Source organism: Mucilaginibacter myungsuensis, assembly GCF_015222005.1.
Lineage (GTDB): Bacteria > Bacteroidota > Bacteroidia > Sphingobacteriales > Sphingobacteriaceae > Mucilaginibacter > Mucilaginibacter myungsuensis.
In genome coordinates this window covers 715,505-739,148 of sequence record NZ_JADFFL010000002.1, presented here as the reverse complement: position 1 = coordinate 739,148, position 23,644 = coordinate 715,505, and the positions used below count along the sequence as shown (strand labels likewise).

General features: G+C 47.7%; 24 protein-coding genes. 16 read left to right on the top strand and 8 right to left on the bottom strand.

All coding sequences use genetic code 11. From position 1 onward, the window contains the following. The first annotated feature begins 142 nt into the window (after positions 1 to 142). From abc-f to IRJ16_RS07060, 4 genes are all read left to right on the top strand, one after another. Positions 143 to 1,732, top strand: a complete 1,590-nt coding sequence (abc-f, locus tag IRJ16_RS07075; RefSeq protein ID WP_194110823.1) for a ribosomal protection-like ABC-F family protein — start codon at positions 143 to 145, stop codon at positions 1,730 to 1,732. 147 nt (positions 1,733 to 1,879) lie between these two features. Next, the gene (locus IRJ16_RS07070; RefSeq protein WP_194110822.1) at positions 1,880 to 4,468 is read left to right on the top strand and encodes a non-ribosomal peptide synthetase; all 2,589 of its coding nucleotides are present in this window, start codon (positions 1,880 to 1,882) and stop codon (positions 4,466 to 4,468) included. Positions 4,469 to 4,490: 22 nt separating this feature from the next. Continuing rightward, complete coding sequence (locus IRJ16_RS07065) at positions 4,491 to 5,360, top strand: beta-1,6-N-acetylglucosaminyltransferase (protein WP_194110821.1); 870 nt, start codon at positions 4,491 to 4,493, stop codon at positions 5,358 to 5,360. A 12-nt stretch (positions 5,361 to 5,372) separates the two neighbouring features. Next, positions 5,373 to 6,224: an alpha/beta fold hydrolase gene (locus IRJ16_RS07060; protein ID WP_194110820.1), complete on the top strand. Its 852-nt coding sequence runs from the start codon at positions 5,373 to 5,375 to the stop codon at positions 6,222 to 6,224. 45 nt (positions 6,225 to 6,269) lie between these two features. On the opposite strand, the gene IRJ16_RS07055 is transcribed toward IRJ16_RS07060, so the two are convergent. Both IRJ16_RS07055 and IRJ16_RS07050 read right to left on the bottom strand, forming a co-directional pair. Then, complete coding sequence (locus IRJ16_RS07055) at positions 6,270 to 7,085, bottom strand: hypothetical protein (protein WP_194110819.1); 816 nt, start codon at positions 7,083 to 7,085, stop codon at positions 6,270 to 6,272. Between the two features lie 40 nt (positions 7,086 to 7,125). Next, positions 7,126 to 7,584, bottom strand: coding sequence for a DinB family protein (locus IRJ16_RS07050; protein ID WP_194110818.1), 459 nt, complete (start codon positions 7,582 to 7,584; stop codon positions 7,126 to 7,128). A gap of 76 nt (positions 7,585 to 7,660) precedes the next feature. On the opposite strand from IRJ16_RS07050, the gene IRJ16_RS07045 reads away from it, so the two are divergent. The 3 genes from IRJ16_RS07045 (at position 7,661) to IRJ16_RS07035 (ending at position 11,244) form a co-directional block, all read left to right on the top strand. Beyond that, positions 7,661 to 9,379, top strand: a complete 1,719-nt coding sequence (locus IRJ16_RS07045; RefSeq protein WP_194110817.1) for an ArnT family glycosyltransferase — start codon at positions 7,661 to 7,663, stop codon at positions 9,377 to 9,379. Between the two features lie 12 nt (positions 9,380 to 9,391). Beyond that, positions 9,392 to 10,420: a hypothetical protein gene (locus IRJ16_RS07040; RefSeq protein ID WP_194110816.1), complete on the top strand. Its 1,029-nt coding sequence runs from the start codon at positions 9,392 to 9,394 to the stop codon at positions 10,418 to 10,420. A gap of 110 nt (positions 10,421 to 10,530) precedes the next feature. Continuing rightward, positions 10,531 to 11,244: a DUF2490 domain-containing protein gene (locus IRJ16_RS07035; RefSeq protein ID WP_194110815.1), complete on the top strand. Its 714-nt coding sequence runs from the start codon at positions 10,531 to 10,533 to the stop codon at positions 11,242 to 11,244. A gap of 110 nt (positions 11,245 to 11,354) precedes the next feature. Here the strand turns inward: IRJ16_RS07035 and IRJ16_RS07030 are convergent, their stop codons facing one another. Next, positions 11,355 to 11,987, bottom strand: coding sequence for a DUF4142 domain-containing protein (locus IRJ16_RS07030; protein ID WP_194110814.1), 633 nt, complete (start codon positions 11,985 to 11,987; stop codon positions 11,355 to 11,357). 156 nt (positions 11,988 to 12,143) lie between these two features. On the opposite strand from IRJ16_RS07030, the gene IRJ16_RS07025 reads away from it, so the two are divergent. The 6 genes from IRJ16_RS07025 (at position 12,144) to IRJ16_RS07000 (ending at position 15,419) form a co-directional block, all read left to right on the top strand. Then, entirely contained in the window at positions 12,144 to 12,605 is a 462-nt protein-coding gene (locus IRJ16_RS07025) for a MaoC family dehydratase (RefSeq protein WP_194110813.1), read from the top strand. A gap of 274 nt (positions 12,606 to 12,879) precedes the next feature. Next, positions 12,880 to 13,044 carry a hypothetical protein gene (locus tag IRJ16_RS07020; RefSeq protein ID WP_194110812.1) on the top strand — a complete coding sequence of 55 codons (165 nt, stop codon included), beginning with the start codon at positions 12,880 to 12,882 and terminating at the stop codon, positions 13,042 to 13,044. Continuing rightward, positions 13,044 to 13,802, top strand: coding sequence for a peptidoglycan recognition protein family protein (locus tag IRJ16_RS07015; protein WP_194110811.1), 759 nt, complete (start codon positions 13,044 to 13,046; stop codon positions 13,800 to 13,802). The genes IRJ16_RS07020 and IRJ16_RS07015 overlap by 1 nt, the downstream gene beginning before the upstream one ends. 103 nt (positions 13,803 to 13,905) lie before the next feature. Further along, positions 13,906 to 14,145, top strand: a complete 240-nt coding sequence (locus IRJ16_RS07010) for a hypothetical protein (RefSeq protein ID WP_194110810.1) — start codon at positions 13,906 to 13,908, stop codon at positions 14,143 to 14,145. After that, the gene (locus tag IRJ16_RS07005; protein WP_194110809.1) at positions 14,142 to 14,669 is read left to right on the top strand and encodes a hypothetical protein; all 528 of its coding nucleotides are present in this window, start codon (positions 14,142 to 14,144) and stop codon (positions 14,667 to 14,669) included. The genes IRJ16_RS07010 and IRJ16_RS07005 overlap by 4 nt, the downstream gene beginning before the upstream one ends. Before the next feature lie 222 nt (positions 14,670 to 14,891). Then, complete coding sequence (locus IRJ16_RS07000) at positions 14,892 to 15,419, top strand: 5' nucleotidase, NT5C type (RefSeq protein WP_228079917.1); 528 nt, start codon at positions 14,892 to 14,894, stop codon at positions 15,417 to 15,419. Between the two features lie 112 nt (positions 15,420 to 15,531). Here the strand turns inward: IRJ16_RS07000 and pfkA are convergent, their stop codons facing one another. The 5 genes from pfkA to IRJ16_RS06975 form a co-directional block, all read right to left on the bottom strand. After that, entirely contained in the window at positions 15,532 to 16,509 is a 978-nt protein-coding gene (gene pfkA, locus IRJ16_RS06995) for a 6-phosphofructokinase (RefSeq protein ID WP_194110808.1), read from the bottom strand. A gap of 226 nt (positions 16,510 to 16,735) precedes the next feature. Beyond that, entirely contained in the window at positions 16,736 to 18,439 is a 1,704-nt protein-coding gene (locus IRJ16_RS06990; RefSeq protein ID WP_228079914.1) for a protein-disulfide reductase DsbD family protein, read from the bottom strand. A gap of 8 nt (positions 18,440 to 18,447) precedes the next feature. Then, positions 18,448 to 18,897, bottom strand: coding sequence for a protein-disulfide reductase DsbD domain-containing protein (locus IRJ16_RS06985; protein ID WP_194110807.1), 450 nt, complete (start codon positions 18,895 to 18,897; stop codon positions 18,448 to 18,450). An 18-nt stretch (positions 18,898 to 18,915) separates the two neighbouring features. Continuing rightward, positions 18,916 to 19,365, bottom strand: a complete 450-nt coding sequence (locus IRJ16_RS06980) for a protein-disulfide reductase DsbD N-terminal domain-containing protein (protein ID WP_194110806.1) — start codon at positions 19,363 to 19,365, stop codon at positions 18,916 to 18,918. Between the two features lie 6 nt (positions 19,366 to 19,371). Continuing rightward, a complete protein-coding gene (locus IRJ16_RS06975) occupies positions 19,372 to 20,097 on the bottom strand; it encodes a biotin--[acetyl-CoA-carboxylase] ligase (protein WP_290246078.1) in 726 nt (241 codons plus the stop codon). A gap of 90 nt (positions 20,098 to 20,187) precedes the next feature. Here IRJ16_RS06975 and rsfS point away from each other — a divergent pair, with 90 nt between their 5' ends. The 3 genes from rsfS to IRJ16_RS06960 all read left to right on the top strand — a co-directional run bounded on the left by rsfS (position 20,188) and on the right by IRJ16_RS06960 (position 23,578). Continuing rightward, the gene (gene rsfS, locus IRJ16_RS06970; protein ID WP_194110804.1) at positions 20,188 to 20,562 is read left to right on the top strand and encodes a ribosome silencing factor; all 375 of its coding nucleotides are present in this window, start codon (positions 20,188 to 20,190) and stop codon (positions 20,560 to 20,562) included. Between the two features lie 66 nt (positions 20,563 to 20,628). Next, positions 20,629 to 22,725, top strand: a complete 2,097-nt coding sequence (gene ftsH, locus IRJ16_RS06965; protein WP_194110803.1) for an ATP-dependent zinc metalloprotease FtsH — start codon at positions 20,629 to 20,631, stop codon at positions 22,723 to 22,725. 196 nt (positions 22,726 to 22,921) lie between these two features. After that, positions 22,922 to 23,578 carry a LutC/YkgG family protein gene (locus IRJ16_RS06960; RefSeq protein WP_194110802.1) on the top strand — a complete coding sequence of 219 codons (657 nt, stop codon included), beginning with the start codon at positions 22,922 to 22,924 and terminating at the stop codon, positions 23,576 to 23,578. Positions 23,579 to 23,644 lie beyond the last annotated feature (66 nt).

The window sequence follows — 23,644 nt, the reverse complement described above, 5'->3', positions numbered from 1 at the left end:
TGATTTTAACGTAACATCCTTATCTTTGCACCGTCAACATCAATAACATTTTATGTAATTCTTAATTTCTTTCCGAAAGACGATATAACCCAGGGCCACCATCTCACGGCCATCAGTATCCACCTTTTAAAGAAATTATTTTATGTTGATGATACAGGGGCTGCACTATGCCCATCCAAATAAAGATGTCCTTTTTGCGGGCATTAATCTTACAGTAAACAAGCACCAAAAAATTGCGTTGGTAGGTAACAATGGTACCGGCAAATCTACATTATTGAAATTATTGGGCGGAGAGTTGCAGCCGACAAGTGGTTCGGTAAAAGCGGAGCCGAAGCCTTATTATGTTCCACAGATCTTAGGGCAATTTAATGATGTGACCGTTGCGCAAGCTTTGCAGATAGATGCCAAGCTGACCGCCCTTGCCCAAATTTTAGCGGGTAACGTTACCGACGATAACATGTCGACGCTGGACGATGATTGGGAAATAGAACAACGCTGTGCCGAAGCCTTCGCGCTTTGGGGCTTGGGCGATATCGACCTTAACACGCCCATGGCATCCCTAAGCGGCGGACAAAAGACCAAAGTGTTTTTAGCGGGCATCCACATCCACCAGCCCGAAGCGGTACTATTAGACGAGCCGAGCAACCATTTGGATGTTGCCGGGCGGGAGTTGCTGTACAAATATATTTCATCCACAAGGCATACTTTGGTCGTCGTCAGTCATGACCGTGCCTTGCTCAATATGCTGGATACTGTGTGTCAGTTAAGCCATCGTGGCATTACCACTTACGGTGGCAATTACGAGTTTTATGCCGAACAAAAATTGATAGAGGCCGGCGCTCTAGAGGATGATATCCGCAGCAAAGAAAAAGCCCTGCGCAAAGCCAAAGAGGTAGCCCGCGAGAGCGCCGAGCGACAGCAAAAGCTGGATGCCCGCGGCAAAAAGAAACAGGAAAAGGCCGGCATGCCCAAGATCATGATGAACACCATGCGCAACAAGGCCGAGAACAGCAGCTCGAAGCTGGCCGGGGTGCATGCCGAAAAAACGGGGTCTATCGCCGGTAAGTTATCGACTTTACGCAAAGAGCAGCCCGCCGTTGATAAAATGAAGATGGATCTTGATAATTCATCGCTGCACAAGGGGAAGATATTGGTGGATGCTGAGGGGATAAACTTCCGCTATCACGATGCTGAGCTCTGGCATCAACCGTTAAATTTTCAGATCAGGAGCGGAGAAAGAGTAGCCATCAGAGGGCAAAATGGTTCGGGGAAAACTACGTTGATCAAATTGATCTTAGGGCAGATCGTGCCGACATCAGGCACGTTGAACAGCGTTATCGCCAATGCCATTTACATCGATCAGGACTATTCGTTAATCGATGATACACTGACCGTATATCAGCAAGCGCAAAAATTTAATTTGGGGGCATTGCAGGAGCACGATATCCGCATTCGGTTGGATAGGTTCCTGTTCGGGACGGATGATCTGGATAAGCCTTGCAGGTCCTTAAGCGGGGGCGAAAAGATGCGGCTGATCCTGTGTTCGTTGGCCATACAGAGCCAGGCGCCGGATGTAATTATTTTAGACGAGCCGACCAATAACCTGGATCTGCAAAACATCGGGATATTGACCTCGGCCATAAACGAATACCGCGGAACGCTGTTAGTAATATCGCACGATACTTATTTTCTAGATCAAATAAACATTACTATTGAGATAACCCTGCAATAAGTTTTGCGTATATCATATAAAAACAAGCATTTTTGCATAGTTTGCACTACCAACATCCGGGGATAATAATTTTGATCAAAAATTATTATTTTTAAGCATTTGGAGCGTAGTTGTGACCCTCAACAAAACATGAAAGGTAATTCCTGAATGATCACTGTAGATAAGTTGATAGAAGATCGGTGTGTAGCCACCCCGTTAAAGCCGGCCATCAGGCATAATGGCCGGGTGGTTAACTATCAGACGGTGAACGAACTGTCTAACCAGCTGGCCCGCTATCTTATTGCCCAGGGTATCAAACCCGGCGATAACGTTGCGGTAGCTGTAAGCCGTTCGCCAGAGATGGTGATCTTGCTGCTGGCCGTAATAAAGGCCGGCGCAACCTATTTGCCTTTAGATATCAAATTCCCGGTAGGCCGCATTAAATATATGCTGGATGATGCTGCCGTTAAGGCCATCATCACGCTGAAAGAATATAAACCGCTTTATCTGGACAGCTACAAAGTGATCTGTTTGGAAGAAGCGCTGAAAGCTGCACCTTCACAGGATGCAAGCAGTTTCCCTACGCTGGTTACCGAGGATACCATCGCTTACATCCTGTACACTTCGGGTTCTACCGGTAATCCTAAGGGTGTAGAGGTGAAGCATAGCGGCCTGGTCAACCTGCTGCAAAGCGTACAAAAAGAGCCGGGTATGACGGCCGACGACGTGATGCTGCATACCACCACCATCTCTTTCGACATTGCCGAGCTGGAAGTTTACCTGCCGCTGATCACAGGCGGTCAGCTGGTGATAGCCGATGCCGAGTTGGTAAAAGATGGTCGTGCTTTGTTAGAGATAGCCATTGCCGAAGGCATTACCATTATGCAGGGCACGCCGTTCATGTGGCGCACCATGTTGGAAGTGGGTTGGTTGCAACGCTTACCGATCAAAATATTTTGCGGCGGCGAGGCCATGACCAAAGATCTGGCCCAAAAACTGGTAGTGCGCTGTAACGAGCTTTGGAATATGTATGGCCCTACCGAGACCACCATCTATTCCATCATTAAAAAAGTTGGTATGGATGATGAGGTGATCACCATTGGCCACCCGATAGACAATACCGACGTTTACATTTTAGATGAGCAACTGAAACCGGTGATCCCCGGCGAGGTTGGCGAGATATACATTGGCGGCGATGGTGTAGCCGTGGGTTACATTAACAAACCCGAGCTGACCGAAGAAAGGTTCATTACCGATCATATTTCGACCACGCCGGGCAAAATGATGTATAAGTCGGGCGATCTGGGTAAACTGCTGCCTAACGGCGAGATATTGTGCCTGGGCCGTATCGACCATCAGATCAAGATACGGGGTTACCGTATAGAGACCGAGGAGATAGAGTATCAGCTAAAGCAGAATGACGACGTTAAGCAGGCACTTATCATCCTGCATAAAGATACCCACGATCAATTGCACCTGGTGGCGTATGTTGTGCCCGAGGATATGGATAGCATTACCGACGAGGCAGCTGCTATTAACCGTTGGAAGGGCCGCTTGTTAGAGCAACTGCCCGAATACATGGTGCCGCATGCCTACATGATCATTGGCGCTATCCCGCTGATGCCGAACGGTAAAACGGACCGAGGTTCGTTACCCGAGCCGGTGATGAACAAGTACGTATCCGACGAATACCAGGAAGCCAGCACAAAAACCGAGCAAAAACTGACCGAAATAGCCGCTCAACACATTGATGTGGACAAGATCGGCGTTAACGATAAGCTTTGCGAGCTCGGGATCAACTCCCTGCTTGGCGTAAGCATTATGGTGCGGATAGAGAAGTTGTTCGGCAAACGTTTGCCCATATCTACCCTGTTAAGCCACCCTACCATTAAGGATCTGGCATCGCTGATAGACGAGCCTGGTCTGCATGCGCAGTATAAAACCTTAGTGCCGCTGAAACCCGGCGGCAAAAAGATCCCGGTCTACATCATCCACGGTATCGGGCTGAACCTGTTCAATGTTAACCATATGGTGTCGCAATTATCGGCAGATCAGCCGGTGTTCGGCATACAATCTATCGGTTTGGATGGCACTATGGAAGTGCCCGCGACGATGGAGGAAATCGCTGCCTTTTATATTTCTGAAGTGCTACGTAACGATCCTGTTGGTCCATATGCCTTTGCGGGATATTCGTTCGGTGGATACATCGGTTTCGAGATGGTGAAACAGCTGAAGGAGATGGGTAAGGATGTGCGCCTGCTGGCCATGTTCGATACCAATGTGCAGTTGCCCACTCATCGCTATCCCATGAGTAAAAAACTGGGTGTGAAGATAGGCCGTCAGTTCGGCAAGTTCTTCCACCGTATCCGTACCATTTTTGATGAGCCGGTAGAGCTGATCAAGTTTTTACGGGTGAACAATACCGCGCGCTTTAAGATATGGCTGAACAAGATCGGTATTATTAAACATTACGATCGCGAGCACATGCCCGATTTTATGCACGCTATAGCCGTAAAATTGAACACGGCATATTACAATTACGTATTAAAGCCATATCATGTTAAGGTAGATATCTACCGTGCCAAGCGCCGTTTTTACTATGTGGATGACCGCAAGACCCTGGGCTGGAAACCCTACGCGTTGGACGGGGTGCAGGTACACGTAGTGCCGGGCGACCATAAAGAGATGTTTGACGAGAGTAACGCCAAAGTTTTAGCCGATATTTTTCAGAAACGATTGGACGAAATAAATTCGTAATTTGTTTGCCTGAACCTACCCTATGAGATTAGCGCATTTTATACTTGCCCATAAAAACCCGCATCAGTTAGAGCGTTTGGTAAAACGCCTGGTACACCCCGATGCGGATATTTACATTCATCTTGACGGTAAGACCGACATAGAACCGTTCCGCTACATTGCCGACCTACCCAACGTTACTTTTACAGAGCCGCGTAAACCTGTAGGCTGGGCCGATTTTACCTGCATACCCGTTTGTTTGGATGCCTTTGACGATATCATAAAAACGGGCAAACCCTACAGCCATATCAACTTGTTAAGCGGTCAGGATTATCCGCTGAAAAGCGCTGCGGAGATACAAGAGTTCCTTTTCCAACATCCGGATAAGACCTTTATGCGTTACCGCGATATCTACAAGAACTGGCCGGCTACCATATCGCGTTTAGAGAAATACCACTTTGGCGTTTACGATTTCCCGCTGAAATGGAAGTTGCAATGGGTAGTTACTAAGCTGCCCTGGCTGTTCCCTAAAAAGAAACTGCCTAATAACCTAACGGCCTATGGCCGCTCGCAGTGGTTCACCATGAATATTGAGGGCGCCCGTTACGCTATTGATTATATGCGCAACAACCCCAACGTTTTCCGCTTTTTTAAGCAGACCTGGGGTTGCGACGAGATCGTTTTCCAAACCATCCTCATAAACTCCCATTTAAAGGATACTGTGATTGATGACCATCTGCGCTATATCCGCTTTAAACGTGGCAATGCCAACCCGGACATCCTGACCATGGACGATGTCAAGATCCTGGTAGGATCCGGCAAGTTCTATGCCCGCAAGTTCGATACTAATGTCGACGAAAAGATCATGGACTATTTTGATCAGCTGGCCGATAAGAAGCAAGTAGAACAGTAACCCATCCAAGCCATGAAGAACGCTATTACCCTAACACTGCTTTTTTTGATCGTAGTGGCGACCGGTTGCCGCGACCATACCCCTTATGGCAACAACAAGTCCGCCGGGCGTTATTACAACGTGCGCGGATTTGATATGTATGTGGAGACCTACGGTGAGGGCGAACCATTGTTACTCATTCATGGCAACAACGGCAACGGCAGTAGTTTCACAGGCAATATCCCCTACTTTACTAAAAAGTATAAGGTGATCGTTCCGGATAGCCGCTCGCAAGGACATTCCATAAACGATCTGGATTCGATCAGTTTTGAGATGATGGCCGACGACTTTGCCGCGCTCTTAGATAGCATGCACACCGGCCCGGCCTACGTAATAGGCTGGAGCGATGGCGGCATTAACGCGCTTGAACTGGCTATACGCCACCCCGATAAAGTTAAAAAGCTGGTATCTACAGGGGCTAACCTTTGGCCGGGTCCGACAGCGTTTGAGAAGCAAACCTGGTTGGATATGGTTAGCGAATATCCCGAGATACAAAAGAAACCCGCCTACACCTATGCCGAGCAACGGGATAAAAAAATGTTCCTGCTGGATTATCAGCAACCGCACATCGACCCTAAAGAACTAAGTAAGATCAAATGCCCCGCCCTGATCATGGCCGGCGAACACGACGTGATCCGTCAGCAACATACCGAATTGATCTACAAGCATATCCCCAAAGCTAATCTTTGGATCATGAAAGGTGCGGGCCATGGCACGTTGTACGAGAACAAACGCTGGTTCAACCATAATGTAGCGGCTTTTTTTGATAAACCTTACGATGCAACCAACACGTTCGGCTCGTTCATGTCCAAGTTTTGGGAGTAGTTATTCGCCTGTTTTAATGCCAGCTTTGGCCATCTCTTTTTGCAATTAACAACCCACTATCGTATGCAAGCCCATCACCTTCAGCAGTTGTCCCTGCGCTGCCGGCTTAGACAAATATAAAGTGGGTTGCACGGTATTTTCGTGACCGCTTGTGTTAATGATAAGGTCGGGGATACCATCACCGTCAATATCACCAGCAAAGATCAGCAACATTTCATAGTCGGTCTGGGCTGACGATGCCAAGAGCTGTTTATACAGTTTCTGATCGATCACGGCTTCTATCCAGATCTGATAGTTCCGGGTCGGGCCATCGTTGCCATTTGGTTTGCCCTTTTGAGCCCTGGCGTAAATGGTGTAGCTGGTATTTTTGTAATTGAAGCGGGTCTGTTTATTGATAAAGATGACCGTATCTTTTAGCAAGGGTATAACGGTACGTCGCGCCAGATCTTTAAGGCCACCGATCAATAAGATCGATGTGTCTTTTTGGTCGGTCTTGACCGCCCAGCCAGTTTCGGGGCCTGCCTCATAATCTAAAACAACATCCCGCGTTTTCGATACCATGATTTTGCAAGGCGCTACGCAATATCCGGTATCGGTGCGGAAGACGCCCATCCACAAGAGTTTACTATCTTTGGGGCTTACCTCATCATTATGAAAGTCACCTTCAGTCAAGATGCGGGCAGGATAGACAGTGTCATTGGGAAATTCCGTTACATCAACGCTAATGTCAGTTATTGATGTGTCAGGCTTTGCTGCTTCAACTGTTTGGATAGCGCTATTTTTCACTGTCGGCTTTTGCTTACCGGTGTCGCCACATCCCCAAATAAACATCACCAGAAAACCAAGGTATCCAAGTCTCATATCCCTAACCTCTAATTAACTTATCTTTGATCTACTAACCCTAAACCAACTTCCTCAACCCAAATATCACCCCAATATGCAGCCCGTCGTGGAAAGGCAGAAAGCCTACTGCATCATTAATGTTTTTAACGGCAATGTCGTATCTGGTAGTCCATGGCGTGTAGTTATCAAACCTGCTTGTCTGAACATCGGCTTGCAGTTGATCAAAATAGGAGAAGAAATAGGTCTTGATCTGTTCCAGGTCTTCGGTAGTGTATAGGCGTTCGGGTTTGGTACCTGAGCGGTAGGTCTCAAAAAACTCATTAGTGCCTGCCGGAAGATCTACGCCCCCTCGCAGGTAGCACACGCCTAACTGGGTAGCGGCCATGTGCCCAAGGTTCCACATGATATTGTTGTTGTATCCGGGCGGGATAGTGTTCAATTGTTCGATAGTAAAGTTCTCGAGCGAGGCCAGAAGCCACTCGCGTGTTTTTCGGATAATAAGTATCTCCTGGGTCATGATATTTGTCATTGGTCGATATCTGCAAACATAATTATTAAGATGTTATACCTTTGCAAAAATTCTGCACGCCTTGATGCCCCACGCTACTCTAAATACCAACAGCCGATCTGATAAGCCCATTTGGTATTTCCTGTTGTTTTGGACGGCGCTGAACATCCTCCAATCCTACACCATGGAGGTACACCCCGACGAGGCTTACTATTGGATCTACGCTAAATTTCTGGACTGGGGCTATTACGATCACCCGCCTGCAGTGGCCATTTTTATTTGGCTGGGCGATGCTTTGGTGCATAACGAATTAGGCTTGCGGTTAACAACGGTATTAGCCAGCAGCGCGTCCATTTACCTGCTATGGTTAATATTGAAGCATTACGCGGTGGAGGCACGCTGGTTCATTTTGGTGATGTCGGGCATGCTGATCTTGCATATCTATGGCTTTACTACCACGCCCGATGTGCCGCTGTTCTTTTTCACCACGCTGTTCTATTATATCTACCAAAAGTATATCGACGATGATAAGGTGAAATGGGCGCTACTTTTAGGCCTGATCATTGCCGGCTTGCTGTACAGCAAATACCACGGGGTATTGCTCATAGGTTTTACTGTACTGTCCAATATCAAACTGCTTAAGCGTGGCAGTTTTTACCTGATCGTTGTGGTAGCCGCCGTGTTGTACCTGCCGCATATTTTATGGCAGATCGGCCATGGTTATCCATCGCTGAACTACCACTTGTACGAACGTTCGGCAAGTACGTATGACCCCATAACTACCCTGCTTTATTTCCCCGGACAGATCCTGATGGGTGGTCCGCTGATCGGCTGGTTCCTGTTCTACCTGGCGCTGACCATTAAAGTGAAGGACACCTTCATCCGCTGCCTGTTGGTGAACTTCATCGGTACGGTGATCTTCTTTTTATTGAACACGGTAAAAGGCGAAGTACAATCGCACTGGACGCTCATCGCATTCGCACCGCTAGCTATGCTGGTGCTCATCCGTTTTAAACAGCGTGGCGAGTTCCCTAAGTGGTTCGGAAAGTTGGCGATCATTAACATTATTCTTATTATCGCCCTACGCTTATCGCTCATCTGGCCGCCTGCATTTATCAAAAACAGTTCCCGTTTTCAAAGCTACTACGGCTACAAGACCTGGGCACAACAGATCAAAGAACGCGCGGGTGATAACTACGTGATCCTGACCAGCGGTTTTCAGGAAGCATCTAAATATTGCTATTATACCAACTCTTTAAAAGGTTTTGCTTATGATAGCCGTGCCTACCGCCGCACCCAATTCGACCTTTGGCCGATAGAGGATAGCATGCAGCACAAGCGGGCCTTCTACATTACCGATTATAAAGAAGAACGCCTGCAACAGGATAGCTTTGCCACCGCCCGCGGCAAATGGTACGGCCAATGGGTAGATAGCGTTCGTACTTTTCAAAAAGTAGATATCCGCATCGCGGAAAATAAACTGACGGCTGCACCCGGCCAGCAATTAGATCTGGACCTGACGATCAGTAACCCTTACGCCTACCCCATCAATTTTAAAAATGCCCCTTACCCGCACGAGTTGGTGGTAGCTGCCTGCTTTTTCCAGGGTGATAAAGAGCTTTACCCAGTACGCGCCGGTGACGATATTGGCGGGCTGACCATCGTCCCGCATCAGACCGGGCATTATAACTTTAAACTGATCGCTCCGCCGGTAAAGGGCAAATACGAGCTGATCTTTTCTATCCGTACCAACCCCTTCCCCGGCGGGCGTAATAGTCGGGCTATTAGTTTTACCGTTGAATAATTTACCCCTCATATGATCAATAAACATTACCTGCTTTTTATCCTTTTCTGCATCACCGCCGCTACGGCATCAGCCCAATCGGTCGACGTGCATTTTAATGGCCTCGGCTATTTGGATAACCGCGAGTACAAAGAATTTGTTCCCCGCTCTCGCACCTATTCAGGTACGCGTGTCGCTTTAGACTTTGGCCTGAACCTGGACAGCGTGAACCGCTTTGTGGTAGGTGTTAACGGCCTGCGCGAGTTTGGCGCTAAGCCATTCTTCGGCAAGATAGACCCCGTGTTTTACTACGAGCACCATAGCACCAACTGGCAATTTAATGCCGGTGCGTTCCCGCGCGAAAATTTAGTAAGCGATTTCCCGCGTGCGCTGATGAACGATACGCTGCGCTACTTTCGCCCGAATGTAGAAGGTTTGCTGGCGCGATACAAGAACGAGCATTTTACCGAGACCTTCTTTATCGACTGGCTGAGCCGCCAGACCATGACCGACCGCGAGCAGTTCATTTTTGGCGCGTCGGGTAAGTACACACCAAAGCTGGAGGGCAGTTTTTACGTTAAGCATTACTTCTTTTTACTGCACGATGCCGGTGCCGAGGTTCTGTTACCAACGGACCATATTAACGACAACGGTGGCGCACAGATACGCTTGGGTATGGACTTTAGCCGCAAGCAGACCATCTTCGACTCGCTGACGGTCGAGGCCGGTGGTATGATGTCCTTAGAGCGTTCGCGCGGGTTCGACGGTTTCCGTACGCCGAAAGGCATCGTTGCAAGCGTTTACCTGAATTATCACCGCTTTGCACTTTACGACGAGTTTTACAAAGGCGAGGGCCACAACATTGTTTACGGCGACTCGTACTTTTCTAAAAAGACCTATAACCGGGTGGATATTATGTACACACCCTTGTTGTTCAAGAACATCAAAGGGCAATTCATTTTCAGCTTCCACCAAACACCGGAGGGGACGAGCAGTAGCCAGCAAGCCTTTAGGGTGACGTTTGATCTGGGCAGGAAGGTGATCGCGAGGTTTAAGGAGTAGCCCCCAACCCTCTAGAGGGGCAGCAGAAATTCCATTAAAGTTGTAACTTGCACTTATATCTAACCAAGATCTAATTCTATTCCCCCTTCAGGGGGTTAGGGGCTACCACTATGAAGAAGCTATTATTCACTTTAACCATCCTCATCGCCTTTGCCCGCACAGCATCGGCCCAAACTAACGAACTAACGGGCTGGGCGGCCTGGTTCCACACGCAAAAGTTTAACGACAAGTGGGGTATCTCGTTCGACGGGCAGTTACGCTCGGCCGATCGTGCCGATTACTTGAGGACTATCTTGCTGCGACCATCTGTCAATTACTGGTTCAATAAAAACCAGCATTTGGATGTGGGATATGCTTACGTAGGCACTAACGGACGGACAGTTAATGACGAGCACACCTACCGTCTGGAACATCGCACGTTCGAACAGTTCATTTTAACACATAAGGCGGGCACCAATACCGGCTTTACACACCGCTTCCGTTTAGAGCAACGGTTTTTAGGTGGTCAGGGCGGTTCGCCTGATGTTTTTGGTCAACGCTTCCGTTACTTTATCAGGGCGGTGATCCCGACCAGCCAACAAGCCCCATTCACCAATGGCACTTTTGTGGCTTTGCAAAATGAGTTCTTCCTTAACGTACAGAACAAGCGTAATTTCAATGGCCGCATCTTTGATCAAAACCGCGCTTACGCCGCTTTCGGTTACCGCTTCAATAAGCAAATGGACCTGGAGGCCGGGTATCTGAATCAATACGTCAACCAAAGACAGTCACATACTCTTAACCATGTAATACAGGTGGCTTTTTACACCAGGATAGGTTTGTAAAGATATCAGACATCAAAAGAAAAGGACCTCCCTCGGGAAGTCCTTTTGTAATTTATTCCATCAGCGGAATCAGCGTGATCTTCTCCTCAGCGGTCGATCAACGGCCCAGACTATTTCATCTTCTGTATCATATCCAAATGCGACTTGATCATCGGCAGCGTTGCTGTGGCAAAGCTTTTAGTTGCGCCTGCGCCCAAACCTTTTGCCGCGTCCTCGTAAGTCTCAACAGACTTTTCATGACCGGACTTGATGATCTCCATAAATTTCTTATCGAATTCCGCACCGGTCAGTTTGGACAGATCGCCTTCGGCTTTGGCGTGGTCGCTGTCGATGCCACCAGGCAGTTTGTAATTGCCGTCAAGCGCTATCTTTTGCATTTTGGTATTGATATCCTTGTGGGCGGTTACCAGGTGCGTGGCCAGTTTTTTCACCTCTACGTTGGCAGACTGTTTAACTGCTAACTGAGCTAACTCAACCTCGTACATGCCCGATTCATATGCCTTTACCAAAAATTTGGCGGCGTCCTCTTTGGTTTCCACATCGGCTTTGTGGGTCGAGTCTAATTTATCCTTGGCCGAATCGATCATGGCGATCTGCTGGCGATTGGCCGAGTCGGTAGCGGCGATGGTTGACGCGTTGGCCGAATCTGCCGCATGGCTGGCGTTATTAGAGTCGGCATTTCCGCATGATGCTAAGGCAGCTACAGCGGTAGCGAATGTAAGTGTCTTTAAAATGGTTTTCATGGTAGTATGGGTATTTAATTATGAAGATATAACCAGCTGTGAACGACAATGTTTGTGAAACATTTAGCCGCATCCGTGCTTATCGCATTTAGCCAATGTATATACAAGCAAATAGTGCGGGTTTACTATCTTTGCCCTCCAAACAAAACTATTGCTATGATCACCATTAACAACCACGCCGAATTTGAAAGCCACTTGGGCGCCGAACTGGGCACGTCTGACTGGCATACCATTACCCAGCAGCAGATAGATCAATTTGCTACCGCCACGCTGGATCACCAGTGGATACATACCGACCCCGAACGCGCCGCTACCGAAAGCCCGTTCAAGGCTACTATTGCGCATGGGTACCTTACGCTGTCGTTATTGCCGTACCTGTGGGCGCAGGTTGCTAACGTGCAGAATTTTAAGATGCAGATCAATTACGGGATAGAGAACCTGCGCTTTGCCCAGGCCGTTACTGTGGATAGCCGCGTAAGGCTTGTAGCCAAGCTGAACGCCATTGCCAATTTACGCGGGGTGACCAAGGCTACCATCGGCGTTACGCTTGAAATTGAAGACCAGAAAAAGCCTGCTTACACCGGTGATGTGGTATTCCTGTACCACTTTAACTCGTAGCATTTAAAGCTTTACTTTTAATAATTTATGCCAGCCTTTGGCACATAGCGCGGCATGGTTTATTTTGATAAATATTTGGTTACTTGAGGTTTAGTTCGTATCTTTATGTCTCTCATTCCTCCTTCAATATTTATCATTTTAACCATGCTGCTCATATTTTATCCTTCGGGTTAGGGTCGGTCTTGTTTCCGCTTTTACCCTCTCTGCGATCTGTTCATTTATGTTGAACGGATCAACCTAAACATTCTTTTTATCACATTTTAAATTTCACATCATGTCAGGATCAAACATCCTTGGACCGGTCTTTTGCGCCGGCTCCACCTTTTTGCTGATGGGCGCAATTTCCTTGTCGGCATATCAAACCATCGAACAAATATTTGCCGTTCATCCCCATTTTATCAAGACCACAACTGACGGTCAGAAAGGAGGTATCCAATAATGGCCTATTCACTCACCTGGTTAGCCGACGTACTGAAGAACGCCGGACTAAAAGTATCCGAGACCGACGGCTGGAAGGACAGAGGTCACGGCCCCATGGGCATCATCAAAGGTGTACTATGCCACCACACCGCCACTCCGAGCAAAAAAGGCAATATGCCCGCGTTAAAAGTGCTTATCAATGGCCACGGCACACTTAAAGGCCCCTTATCCCAATTAGGCCTTGGCCGCGACGGGACTTATCACCTGATCGCTGCCGGCAAATGTTACCATGCAGGTAAAGGCGCATGGCAAGGCATCACGGCAGGTAATACGCACTTCATCGGCATCGAAGCCGAGAACACCGGAGGTCCCGACGATCAGCCCTGGCCCGAAGTCCAGTTAGATGCTTACCAACGAGGCGTGGCAGCCATTTTGAAACACATTGGCAAAGGCGCCGAATGCTGCATCGGCCACAAAGAATACGCCCTCCCCAAAGGCCGCAAAACCGACCCAGGTTTTGATATGGACGAGTTCAGGAAGAAGGTGAATATGATCATAAACCCGCCTAAGCCTATTCCATACGCTACCCTACGCCGAGGCGCAAAGAATGACCCCGCCCTGGTGAAGATCCTGCAAAACAAACTCGGCCTTAAAGCAGATGCCGACTTTGGGCCGAAGACGGAAACTGCCGTAAGGGCGTTTCAGGCGTTGAAGGGGATCGTGGCAGATGGGGTTGTGGGGGTGCAGACTTGGGAGATGCTGGAGGAGAAGAAATAATAACGCTCAGGCGCCCTACAAGAAAGTTACAAAAAAATAAAGTTGTGTAACGTTGTTGAAGTCGTCAAGTCATCAACTATCTTTATAGTAGATAAAGCACCCCATGAAAATTCTCATCACCCTCATAGCAATATTCACAACCCTCACCACCCAAGCTCAAAAACTATCCAGCACCCAAACCACGGCCCAATGGCTACCCGAGCAAACCAAAATAGACGGATCGCTGTCCGAATGGGGTGGTGGCCAACTGAAAGCTTACAACAAGGCCACACGATTGGAGTACGTCATCGCAAACAACAAAGATCAGCTTTACCTGGCCTTTAAGTCTCAGATATCCCGGTGACAGCCAAGATACTGGCGGGCGGTGTCTCGTTTATTATAGTAGGTAAGGGGGATAAAAAGTTAGTGGGACCAGCTATTACTTTCCCATTCCCGGATTCGGGTTACGCCGTTTCTCCGGAGGGCCGGGTCAGGCCGAGGTTCCCGATATTAAAAGACTCAGTGACCATTGTTGGTGCTATCCCTCAATTAAAAGAGATGAAGGTGCTGAATTTCGCGGGCATCACCGACAGTGTGCTGTCCATTTATAACGAGTACGGGATAAAGGCCAAGCTTAAATATGAGGGGAATGCCCTGGTCTGCGAGATGCTGATCCCCCGCGCGCTCCTCGGGCTTGATGATGCGGCAACCAAATTCGCCTATCAGATCAAACTGACGGGTGTAAAACCACCGCCGGCCTCCAGCGGTGCCCCGCCGCCGCCAATGGGCGTGCCCGCAGGCAGGGCGCCGTTGATGTTTAACATATTGGACGAGATCAATTCCGTAACGTACTTTTCGGGGGAGTATGGTTTGGCGGTGAAGCCGTGAGGGGCGAGAAGTTGTGTGCATTCTCGATCCATCCGTGTCGGGAACAGCCGTCAACTTAAGTTTTCTACAGGGTTTTTAACCCCTCTTCCCGCCGAAGGCGAAGGGGGTGGCGAGCGAAGCGATGTTGGGTGAGTCAACTCGTCAGCTTTGCTAAAAGAATAACGCACTCCTGTCAACCACTAACCACAAACTCCGAACATTTTTCCCGACCTTTGCCCCGACATGAACAAACTACGCATCGCTATTGATATGGACGAGGTGCTGGCCGACCCCATAGATAAATTCATTTCCCTTTACCAGCGCGACCACGGTTTCAATTACACCCTTGAGCAAATGCACGGCAAAGAATTTGGCGAATTACTGCCCGAGGAATTGTTGCCAAGTCTCCGCGTTTACCTGAATCAAAAAGGTTTCTTCCGCGACCTGAAGGTGATCCCGGGGGCAATTGAAACTGTAGAGAAGTTGTGCGAGAAATATGAGGTGTTCATTGTATCGGCAGCTACAGAGTTCCCGCTATCGTTAGAGGATAAACAAGCCTGGCTGGCAGACCATTTTCCATTCATCTCGTGGACCAACATCATATTCTGCGGGTACAAGATAGTTGATGTGGACATTATGATAGATGACCGCGCCCGAAATTTCAACCCAAAGATCGGTCGGCACTTGCTATTCACCTCACCGCATAATGTTGGCCTGACCGAATATGAACGGGTTAACAATTGGGCAGAAGTGGCAGAGAAGCTGTTGTAACTCTTAAGTCCGTAGTCGAAAGTCTTAGGTCAAATGTTCCGAAATAAAAAAGTCTCAAGTAAGGACGTTATCCTGACTTAAGACTTTTGACTTGAGACTTCCGACTCAAGGCTTATATCGCCAATATCTCAACGATCTTCAAGAACTTCTCGTTGATCTCTACATTATGCTTTATCGCTTTTTCGAACGGTGTATAAGCGATCTCGTTATTAACGATGCCAACCATCTCGTTCTTACGGCCTCCTATTAAGCCCTCTACGGCGGCTACGCCTACGCGGCTGGCCAATACGCGGTCCATACAGCTTGGGCGTCCGCCACGCTGTATGTGACCCAGGATAGAGATACGGGTATCATACTGCGGGAAACGCTCTTTAACCTGACGGCCGATATCGAAAGCATTACCTGCCTCGCCGCTTTCGGCAACCATAATTATTTTTGATGATTTGTCTTTACGGGCATGCTCTAAATGAGCGAACAGCGCATCAACATCCGTTTTGGTCTCAGGGATCAATATCGCTTCGGCCCCGGCTGCAATACCTGTACGTAAAGCGATCAAACCGCAATCGCGGCCCATTACCTCCACAATAAATAAACGATCGTGAGACTCTGCCGTGTCGCGGATCTTATCTACAGCGTCTATCACGGTGTTGATAGCCGTATCATAACCGATAGTAAAATCAGTACCGGCAAGGTCGTTATCAATTGTACCGGGTAAGCCCAGTACAGGGATGTCATACTCTTGACTAAAGATATTTGCGCCGGTAAAAGTACCGTCGCCACCAATCGCTACCAGAGCATCAATGTTGTGGGCCTTTAAGTTATCATATGCCGTTTTGCGGCCTTCAGGGGTGCGGAACTGATCACTGCGGGCGGTCTTTAAAATAGTACCACCACGTTGGATGATGTTACCTACCGATTTGCGGTCCATATCAAAGATATCACCGCTGATCATTCCTTCGTAACCACGGCGGATACCCGCCACTTCTAAATTATAATACAGGCCGCTGCGAACAACTGCCCTAATAGCAGCATTCATACCCGGGGCGTCGCCACCTGATGTAAATACGCCTATCTTTTTTACTTGACTCATTTAAGTTTTGAAATGCTTGTTTACCGATGCGCAGACCTGCTTAGTGTATCAGGTACGCTTAAAGCGCTGCAAATTTACACTTAATTTTTGTGTATCGGCTATAAAATTCACTATTAAGGGCTTTTAACGGTAGCTTATCATAATAGTAAAAGATCTGTCCATAAAACGCAAAAAGGCGGCACCTATTTTAAGCGCCGCCTTGTATATCGATATTATGACTTTACGGTTATTGTTGGGCTTGGGCTTTATAGGCCGCTATGCCGCTATCAAGGTATTTTACAAACTCCTCGACAGGTAATACACCGTGTGGTTTTACCAACGGTTCGCCTTTCTCGTTAATGATCACGTAATAAGGCTGGGCATTATTGTCATATTTGCTCATCTCAAGATCCAACCATTTGCCACCCAATTGAGTTACCTTTTTCCCGTCAACGTTAGAGATGAAATGCTCGCTCTCCGGTAATTCGGTTTTATCGTCGATAACTAATTGAACCACTACAAAATCATTTTGCAAGCGCTTAAGCACTTCGGGTTTAGGGAGCACATTAGCCTCCATTTGGCGGCAGTTAACACAGTTCCAACCAGTAAAATCTATCAGCACCGGGCGTTTCAATTGCTTGGCAACTTCGATGGCTTGGTCATAGTCGTACCAATCATCTACCCCTTTAACTCTTGGCAGCCGTTTAAATATCTCTTCGTACTTTTTCTCTTTGATGATGGTTGTTGCAGGGGCGGCTGCCGGAGCCGAACCTGTGCCGGATGATATGTCAAAATCCTGCGTACTCATTGGCGGCAGGAACGCGCTGATCGACTTTAGCGGCGCACCCCATAAGCCCGGGATCATATAAACCGTAAAGGCGAACAACGCGATGGTGATAAAAGTACGCGGTACAGACATGTGCGGCAGGTCGCTGTCATGTGCGAATTTGATCTTGCCGATCAGGTACAAGCACATCAGTATACCAATGGCTATCCAAAGCGACAGGAATACCTCGCGATCGATCAGGTCCCAGTGGTAAGCAAGGTCTACATTCGATAAAAATTTCAGGGCGAAGGCTATTTCCAGGAAACCCAGGATCACTTTAACGCTATTCAGCCATCCGCCTGATTTTGGCATGCTCTTCAGCGCCGATGGGAACATGGCAAAAATGGTGAACGGTAATGCCAGCGCTAACGAAAAGCCCAACATCACTATGGCTGGTGCCAAGCGTTCGCCTTTGGTAGCTGCATCAACCAATACCGAACCGATGATCGGACCGGTACAAGAGAACGACACTACCACCAGCGTAGCTGCCATAAAGAAGATACCGATCAAACCGCCACGATCCGAATTCTCGTCCATTTTATTGGCCAGCGAACTTGGCAGTTGTATCTCGAACGCGCCTAAGAACGACACCCCGAAAATCACCAGCAATAAAAAGAACACGAAGTTAAATATGCCGTTCGTGGCCAGTCCGTTAAGTGCCGATGGGCCGAATACCAACGTAATTATAAACCCTAAGGCCACATAAATGACAATGATAGACAAACCATACAATGCCGATTGCCCTATCGCCTTGCTACGCGTTCCGCCTTTTTTAGTAAAGAAACTTACCGTCAGCGGCAGCATCGGGTAAACGCAAGGCATCAGGAATGCGGCAAAGCCGCCTAAAAACCCGGCAATGAAGATCTGCCATAAGCTTTGTTTGCTGTCAGCCTTTTTTTCGGCAGCCGGAGCTGTGGTTGCTTTAGCCGCCTCGGCCTTTTTGATGCTGTCCTGCTTTTTTTGATAAGCTTTAATGCTATCGGCACGGGTAGGAATGGTAGTGAATTCTACATCATCAGTACTCACAGAGTCTGTTTGTGCATAGGCGGTACCGCTGAAGGCAAAAGCCATCAGTACTAACAAAAAAATAAGCGGCCTCACGCCGCGATAAATAAAGGATCTCATTACAGTAATTATATGGCTACCGGTACGGTAAATTCAAAGGTCTCGGGCGGCAGGCAGGTGTGGTCGTTACAAACGATGTAGTCTACCGTGCCTTTTATCTTACTTGTTTTAGCGTTCAGCTTAACTTTTTGCTGAAACACCACCTGGCCTTCAAAGTAACTCAGCGTCATTTTAGCGCCGCTAAAGTATTTGCTGATCGGTTTAGGCTGGATGATATTGCCCACGGGGGCATACGTTTTTGATGCACCGAACGCGATGGTCGTTTTAGTCGGGTCGGGTTTGCCGGTGGTGGCCGAGTAAATGTGCCAACCCTCGTCAAGCGTCGCTTTCAGCATTACCACGCCCAGGGCAGCCGACACTTTTTTAAAGCCCGAAGCCCAGGTAACGTGTTGCGCTATCTGGGCATACGATGCCCTCGCGCCAAGCGCGAGGATCAATATCAACAACAACCTTCTCATGTTAGGCTATCTTTTAAATTACAAGGCTACGTTAACCGAAAATTCAACGGTCTCCGGCGGTAAGCATTTCTGATCGTTACAGGTCATGTACTCCAGGCTACCTTTAACAGTGGCTTTTTTGCCTTTCAGTTTTACTTTTTGCTGAAAAACTACCGAGTTCTCAAAATAGCTTACATCCATGCCAAAGTTCTTTTCATATTTAGTGATCGGCTTTGGCTCGGTGGTTTTACCTACCGGGGTAAATTCTTTTGATGGTGTGAATTTGAACGATGTTTTGATCGGGCCACCGTCTTTTACGGTTTGCGAGTAAACATGCCATTCGTCATCGATAGTAGCTTTGATCAATACTACGGCTTCGGTAGCGCTTACCTTTTTGGCAGCATAGGCCCAGGTAACGTGGCTTTCTATCTGGGCAAAAGCACCGCGGCCGGCCAGCATCAACACTAATACAAAAAGTAACTTTTTCATTTATGCTTATTTGTTTAAAAACTGTATTTGTTTCAAATTAAACTCTTTTTCTTCGCTTTCCGTACGCACAACTAAAAAACCGTGTTCGGTAATGCCGGTGATCGTCCCGGTAAAGTCTACACCATCCGACGAAAATTCCCGCTCCTGGTTTAACCAATATAAATTATTGAGATAAGCCTGACGGATCTCGTCCCATTTGCCGGCCTTTAACTTTAAGTACCAGGCCTCTATATGAGCACAAATTTGGGATAATAATTGATGCAGATCGTGATCGCTGTGTAATATCTGCTTTACCGATGTGGGATTGGGCACCTCGGGCGGGAAATCGGTCTGGTTAACATTAAGGCCGATGCCAACTATAGAATGCTTGATATTGCTGCCCTGCACGATATTCTCTATCAGGATGCCGCCCAGCTTTTTGTCGCCAAAGTAAATATCATTGGGCCATTTTACCTGTACGTTTTCGGACGTTGCCTGTCTTAAAGCGGACACTACGCCAATGCTGACCGCTTGTGTAAGGTAAAACTGTTGCCCGAGTGGTAAGAACGAGGGGCGCAGTAGCAGGCTGAATGTCAGGTTCATGCCCGGGGCGCTATGCCACTTGTTTTGCTGCTGCCCGCGCCCGGCATACTGGCTTTCTGCCATAATGACCGTTCCGTCGGCAACTGGCTTAGTATTTGACAATAGTTCCTTAAGATAATTGTTGGTCGAGTCGGCCTCTTTAAGGACCACTAAATTTTGTCCAACAAATAATCTTGTAAATGTGTTATTTTGCAATGTATATTAGCGATAGATCAATTAGAACAAATTTAAAACTTTTTAATGGTAAAAAGTAAAGCATTAAAAGAGTCGGCCTATCTTTCGGAATTGGCCATCCATGGGATACAGGAAAAGAAGGGCAACGATATTGTGCGGTTGGACCTGAAGAGCATCAACGGATCTGTAACTGATTATTTTGTGGTATGCAATGCCGATTCGGGCACCCAGGTAAAGGCCATTGCCGATAGCGTGGAAGACGAGATCTTTAAAGCCACCGGGCAGGAGCCTTGGCGCAAAGAGGGTTTGGAATACGCCGAATGGATACTGCTGGATTACATTGACATTGTAGTACATGTTTTCCGTACGGATAAACGTGAGTTTTACGGAATGGAGGATCTGTGGGGGGATGCGGAAATTAAAAATTACAAAAGCGCTTAAACAACGGTTTTGCGTCCCTGATATAATTTGAAGCGCGCGAGCGCGTTTAAGCCTTGACAACAAAAAATGAAAGATAATCAATTGGAAAAACCAAAGCCAGTACGTAAGATCACTAATAAAAAACTAAGCCCATCCAAACCACCTAAGTTTAATTTTATGTGGTTTTATGCTGTCATCATCATTGCATTTTTTGTGGTGGCGCAGATACTCAATACCGGCAGTACCAAACAGATCAGCTATCAGGATTTTGAGAGCAACATGCTCAAGAATAATGATGTTGAAAAACTGACCGTTTTTAAAGAGGGAGAAAGTGCGATCGTTAACGTCTACATCAAGAAGGATAGCCTTAAAAAGAAAACCCAATACGCAGCTGTACGCGACCAGCGTGGCATGATGGGTAACGGGGCGAACGGTCCGCAATACAATTTTAACTACTCATCGTTCAAGGACGTTAACGAGGCCATCAACGCCGTACGTAAAGACAACCCTAACGTGCAAAAGATCCCTGTACTTTTAGAGAATGGTAACAGCCTGCTGTCAAACTGGTTCTTCCAGGGTGTGATCATGGTGTTATTGTTCGCAGCGGTATGGTTATTCATTATGCGCCGTATGGGTGGTGGTGCAGGCGGTGGCCCGGGTGGCCAGATCTTTAACATCGGTAAATCAAAGGCTACGTTGTTCGATAAAGAATCGCAGGTTAACGTTACCTTTAATGATGTTGCCGGTTTAGAAGAAGCCAAACAAGAGGTGATGGAGATCGTAGATTTTCTGCGTAACCCTAAAAAATACACCAACCTGGGTGGTAAGATCCCTAAGGGTGCGCTGTTGGTAGGCTCGCCGGGTACTGGTAAAACTTTATTAGCTAAAGCTGTTGCAGGTGAGGCCCACGTACCATTCTTCTCGCTGTCGGGTTCCGATTTCGTAGAGATGTTCGTTGGTGTGGGTGCGTCGCGTGTACGTGACCTGTTCCGCCAGGCTAAGGATAAAGCACCTTGTATCATCTTTATTGACGAGATAGACGCTATCGGACGTGCCCGTGGGAAGAACAATATTGTAGGTGGTAACGACGAGCGCGAGAACACGCTTAATCAGTTACTGGTAGAGATGGATGGTTTCGGTACCGATTCCGGTATCATCATTTTGGCTGCTACCAACCGTCCGGATGTGTTAGACTCTGCTTTATTGCGCCCAGGTCGTTTTGACCGCCAAGTATCTATCGATAAACCGGATCTGAACGGCCGCGAGCAGATCTTTAAAGTTCACCTGAAACCGGTAAAAGTGTCAGAAGATGTGGACGCTAAGAAATTATCGGCACAGACCCCTGGTTTTGCGGGTGCCGAGATAGCTAACGTTTGTAACGAGGCTGCCCTGATCGCTGCCCGTAAAAATAAAGAGTCGGTTGATATGATCGATTTCCAGGATGCCATAGACCGTGTGATCGGTGGTCTGGAGAAAAAGAATACCTTGATATCACCTGAAGAAAAACGTGTGGTTGCTTATCACGAGGCCGGTCACGCTATTGCAGGCTGGTTCTTAGAGCATACTGATCCTTTGGTGAAAGTATCTATCGTTCCGCGTGGTGTGGCTGCTTTGGGTTATGCCCAATACCTGCCGAACGAGCGTTTCCTGGTAGCTAAAGAAGAATTGATCGACGATATGATCCTATCCATGGGTGGCCGCGCTGCCGAGGATATCGTGTTCGGTAAGATCACTACCGGTGCATTGAGCGACTTAGAGCGCATTACCCGTGTTGCTTACGGCATGGTGAAGATCTACGGTATGAATGATAAGGTAGGTAATGTATCGTTCTACGATCCGCAGGGCGAGAACCAGTTCAGCAAGCCTTATTCTGATCAAACTGCAGAGTTGATCGACCACGAAGTGCGCGGTTTGGTTGACGAAGTTTATCAAAAAACTAAAGACCTGATCAACAAACACCGCGACGGTTTAGAAGCCGTAGCTAAGAAATTGTTAGAGAAAGAAGTATTGTTTCAGTCGGATCTGGAAGATCTGTTAGGCAAGCGCCCTTTTGAGCACCGCACCGCTTACGATAAATTTGTGAACGGTCCGGATAATTCGCTCGAGCCGCTTTCAGGCGCCCTGGCACCTGAAAGCATCAGCCTGGACAAAGAGCCGGGCGAAGAAGCGCCAAAAGCTGAATAATACTTTTAAATAAATATTGCAAGCCACCGTGTTTACATGGTGGCTTTTTTGCAAAGGTCATTTTAACCACAAAGGCCGCAAAGAAGGGAAAGCACAAAGGGCACAAAGGCTTTGCTTACCCTTAAACAAATATTTCTTTGTGTCCTTTGTGAAAAACTTTATGACCTTTGTGGTTAAATAGCCCGGATACAGGCAAATGAAAAACATCACTACCGCTAAAGAAAAACTGCTGAAGAAAGTGCGGAGCGCTTTGTTAGAGAAGCGCGACAACCCCTACCCTCAGTTAGAGAACCTGCCGCTTTATCACGATAGTGATGAATTGTTAGAGGTAACCTTTGCCGAAGAATTGATGGCCGTTAAAGGCAATTTTGTTTTTTGCGAGGACGAGATACACCTGATAGAGCAACTGCTTACCATTGCCCAAGAACGCGGCTGGCACAAAATGTATTGCTGGGAACCCCAACTGCAAAACCTGCTAAAAACCTACGAATTTCCTTTTTACGAGACCGATAAGGACTTTGACCAGGCCGATGCAAGCATTACGCTGTGCGAGGCGCTGATAGCCCGTAACGGCAGCATCATGATATCTAACGGCAACGCCGCCGGGCGCAGGTTAAGCATTTATCCCCCGGCGCATTTGGTGGTAGCTTATACATCGCAATTGGTGATGGACCTGAAGGACGGCTTTAAGATCATCAAAGAAAAATACGGCCAAAACATCCCCAGCATGATCAGCAACATTACCGGCCCAAGCCGTACGGCTGACATTGAGAAAACGCTGGTATTAGGGGCGCATGGCCCTAAAGAGCTATTTGTTTTTCTGCTGGATGGGGGGCCTCCGGTATCTACGTAACATCTTACCGAAATGATAAAGGGGTATTTATCTGAACGATAATACCCCTTTTCTTATATATCAGTA

What these genes read in the sequence shown, in the direction of transcription:
- abc-f (WP_194110823.1), top strand. Translation starts at nt 143, where the DNA reads ATGTTGATGATACAGGGGCTGCACTATGCCCATCCAAATAAAGATGTC.
- IRJ16_RS07070 (WP_194110822.1), top strand. Translation starts at nt 1,880, where the DNA reads ATGATCACTGTAGATAAGTTGATAGAAGATCGGTGTGTAGCCACCCCG.
- IRJ16_RS07065 (WP_194110821.1), top strand. Translation starts at nt 4,491, where the DNA reads ATGAGATTAGCGCATTTTATACTTGCCCATAAAAACCCGCATCAGTTA.
- IRJ16_RS07060 (WP_194110820.1), top strand. Translation starts at nt 5,373, where the DNA reads ATGAAGAACGCTATTACCCTAACACTGCTTTTTTTGATCGTAGTGGCG.
- IRJ16_RS07055 (WP_194110819.1), bottom strand. Translation starts at nt 7,085, where the DNA reads ATGAGACTTGGATACCTTGGTTTTCTGGTGATGTTTATTTGGGGATGT.
- IRJ16_RS07050 (WP_194110818.1), bottom strand. Translation starts at nt 7,584, where the DNA reads ATGACCCAGGAGATACTTATTATCCGAAAAACACGCGAGTGGCTTCTG.
- IRJ16_RS07045 (WP_194110817.1), top strand. Translation starts at nt 7,661, where the DNA reads ATGCCCCACGCTACTCTAAATACCAACAGCCGATCTGATAAGCCCATT.
- IRJ16_RS07040 (WP_194110816.1), top strand. Translation starts at nt 9,392, where the DNA reads ATGATCAATAAACATTACCTGCTTTTTATCCTTTTCTGCATCACCGCC.
- IRJ16_RS07035 (WP_194110815.1), top strand. Translation starts at nt 10,531, where the DNA reads ATGAAGAAGCTATTATTCACTTTAACCATCCTCATCGCCTTTGCCCGC.
- IRJ16_RS07030 (WP_194110814.1), bottom strand. Translation starts at nt 11,987, where the DNA reads ATGAAAACCATTTTAAAGACACTTACATTCGCTACCGCTGTAGCTGCC.
- IRJ16_RS07025 (WP_194110813.1), top strand. Translation starts at nt 12,144, where the DNA reads ATGATCACCATTAACAACCACGCCGAATTTGAAAGCCACTTGGGCGCC.
- IRJ16_RS07020 (WP_194110812.1), top strand. Translation starts at nt 12,880, where the DNA reads ATGTCAGGATCAAACATCCTTGGACCGGTCTTTTGCGCCGGCTCCACC.
- IRJ16_RS07015 (WP_194110811.1), top strand. Translation starts at nt 13,044, where the DNA reads ATGGCCTATTCACTCACCTGGTTAGCCGACGTACTGAAGAACGCCGGA.
- IRJ16_RS07010 (WP_194110810.1), top strand. Translation starts at nt 13,906, where the DNA reads ATGAAAATTCTCATCACCCTCATAGCAATATTCACAACCCTCACCACC.
- IRJ16_RS07000 (WP_228079917.1), top strand. Translation starts at nt 14,892, where the DNA reads ATGAACAAACTACGCATCGCTATTGATATGGACGAGGTGCTGGCCGAC.
- pfkA (WP_194110808.1), bottom strand. Translation starts at nt 16,509, where the DNA reads ATGAGTCAAGTAAAAAAGATAGGCGTATTTACATCAGGTGGCGACGCC.
- IRJ16_RS06990 (WP_228079914.1), bottom strand. Translation starts at nt 18,439, where the DNA reads ATGAGATCCTTTATTTATCGCGGCGTGAGGCCGCTTATTTTTTTGTTA.
- IRJ16_RS06985 (WP_194110807.1), bottom strand. Translation starts at nt 18,897, where the DNA reads ATGAGAAGGTTGTTGTTGATATTGATCCTCGCGCTTGGCGCGAGGGCA.
- IRJ16_RS06980 (WP_194110806.1), bottom strand. Translation starts at nt 19,365, where the DNA reads ATGAAAAAGTTACTTTTTGTATTAGTGTTGATGCTGGCCGGCCGCGGT.
- rsfS (WP_194110804.1), top strand. Translation starts at nt 20,188, where the DNA reads ATGGTAAAAAGTAAAGCATTAAAAGAGTCGGCCTATCTTTCGGAATTG.
- ftsH (WP_194110803.1), top strand. Translation starts at nt 20,629, where the DNA reads ATGAAAGATAATCAATTGGAAAAACCAAAGCCAGTACGTAAGATCACT.
- IRJ16_RS06960 (WP_194110802.1), top strand. Translation starts at nt 22,922, where the DNA reads ATGAAAAACATCACTACCGCTAAAGAAAAACTGCTGAAGAAAGTGCGG.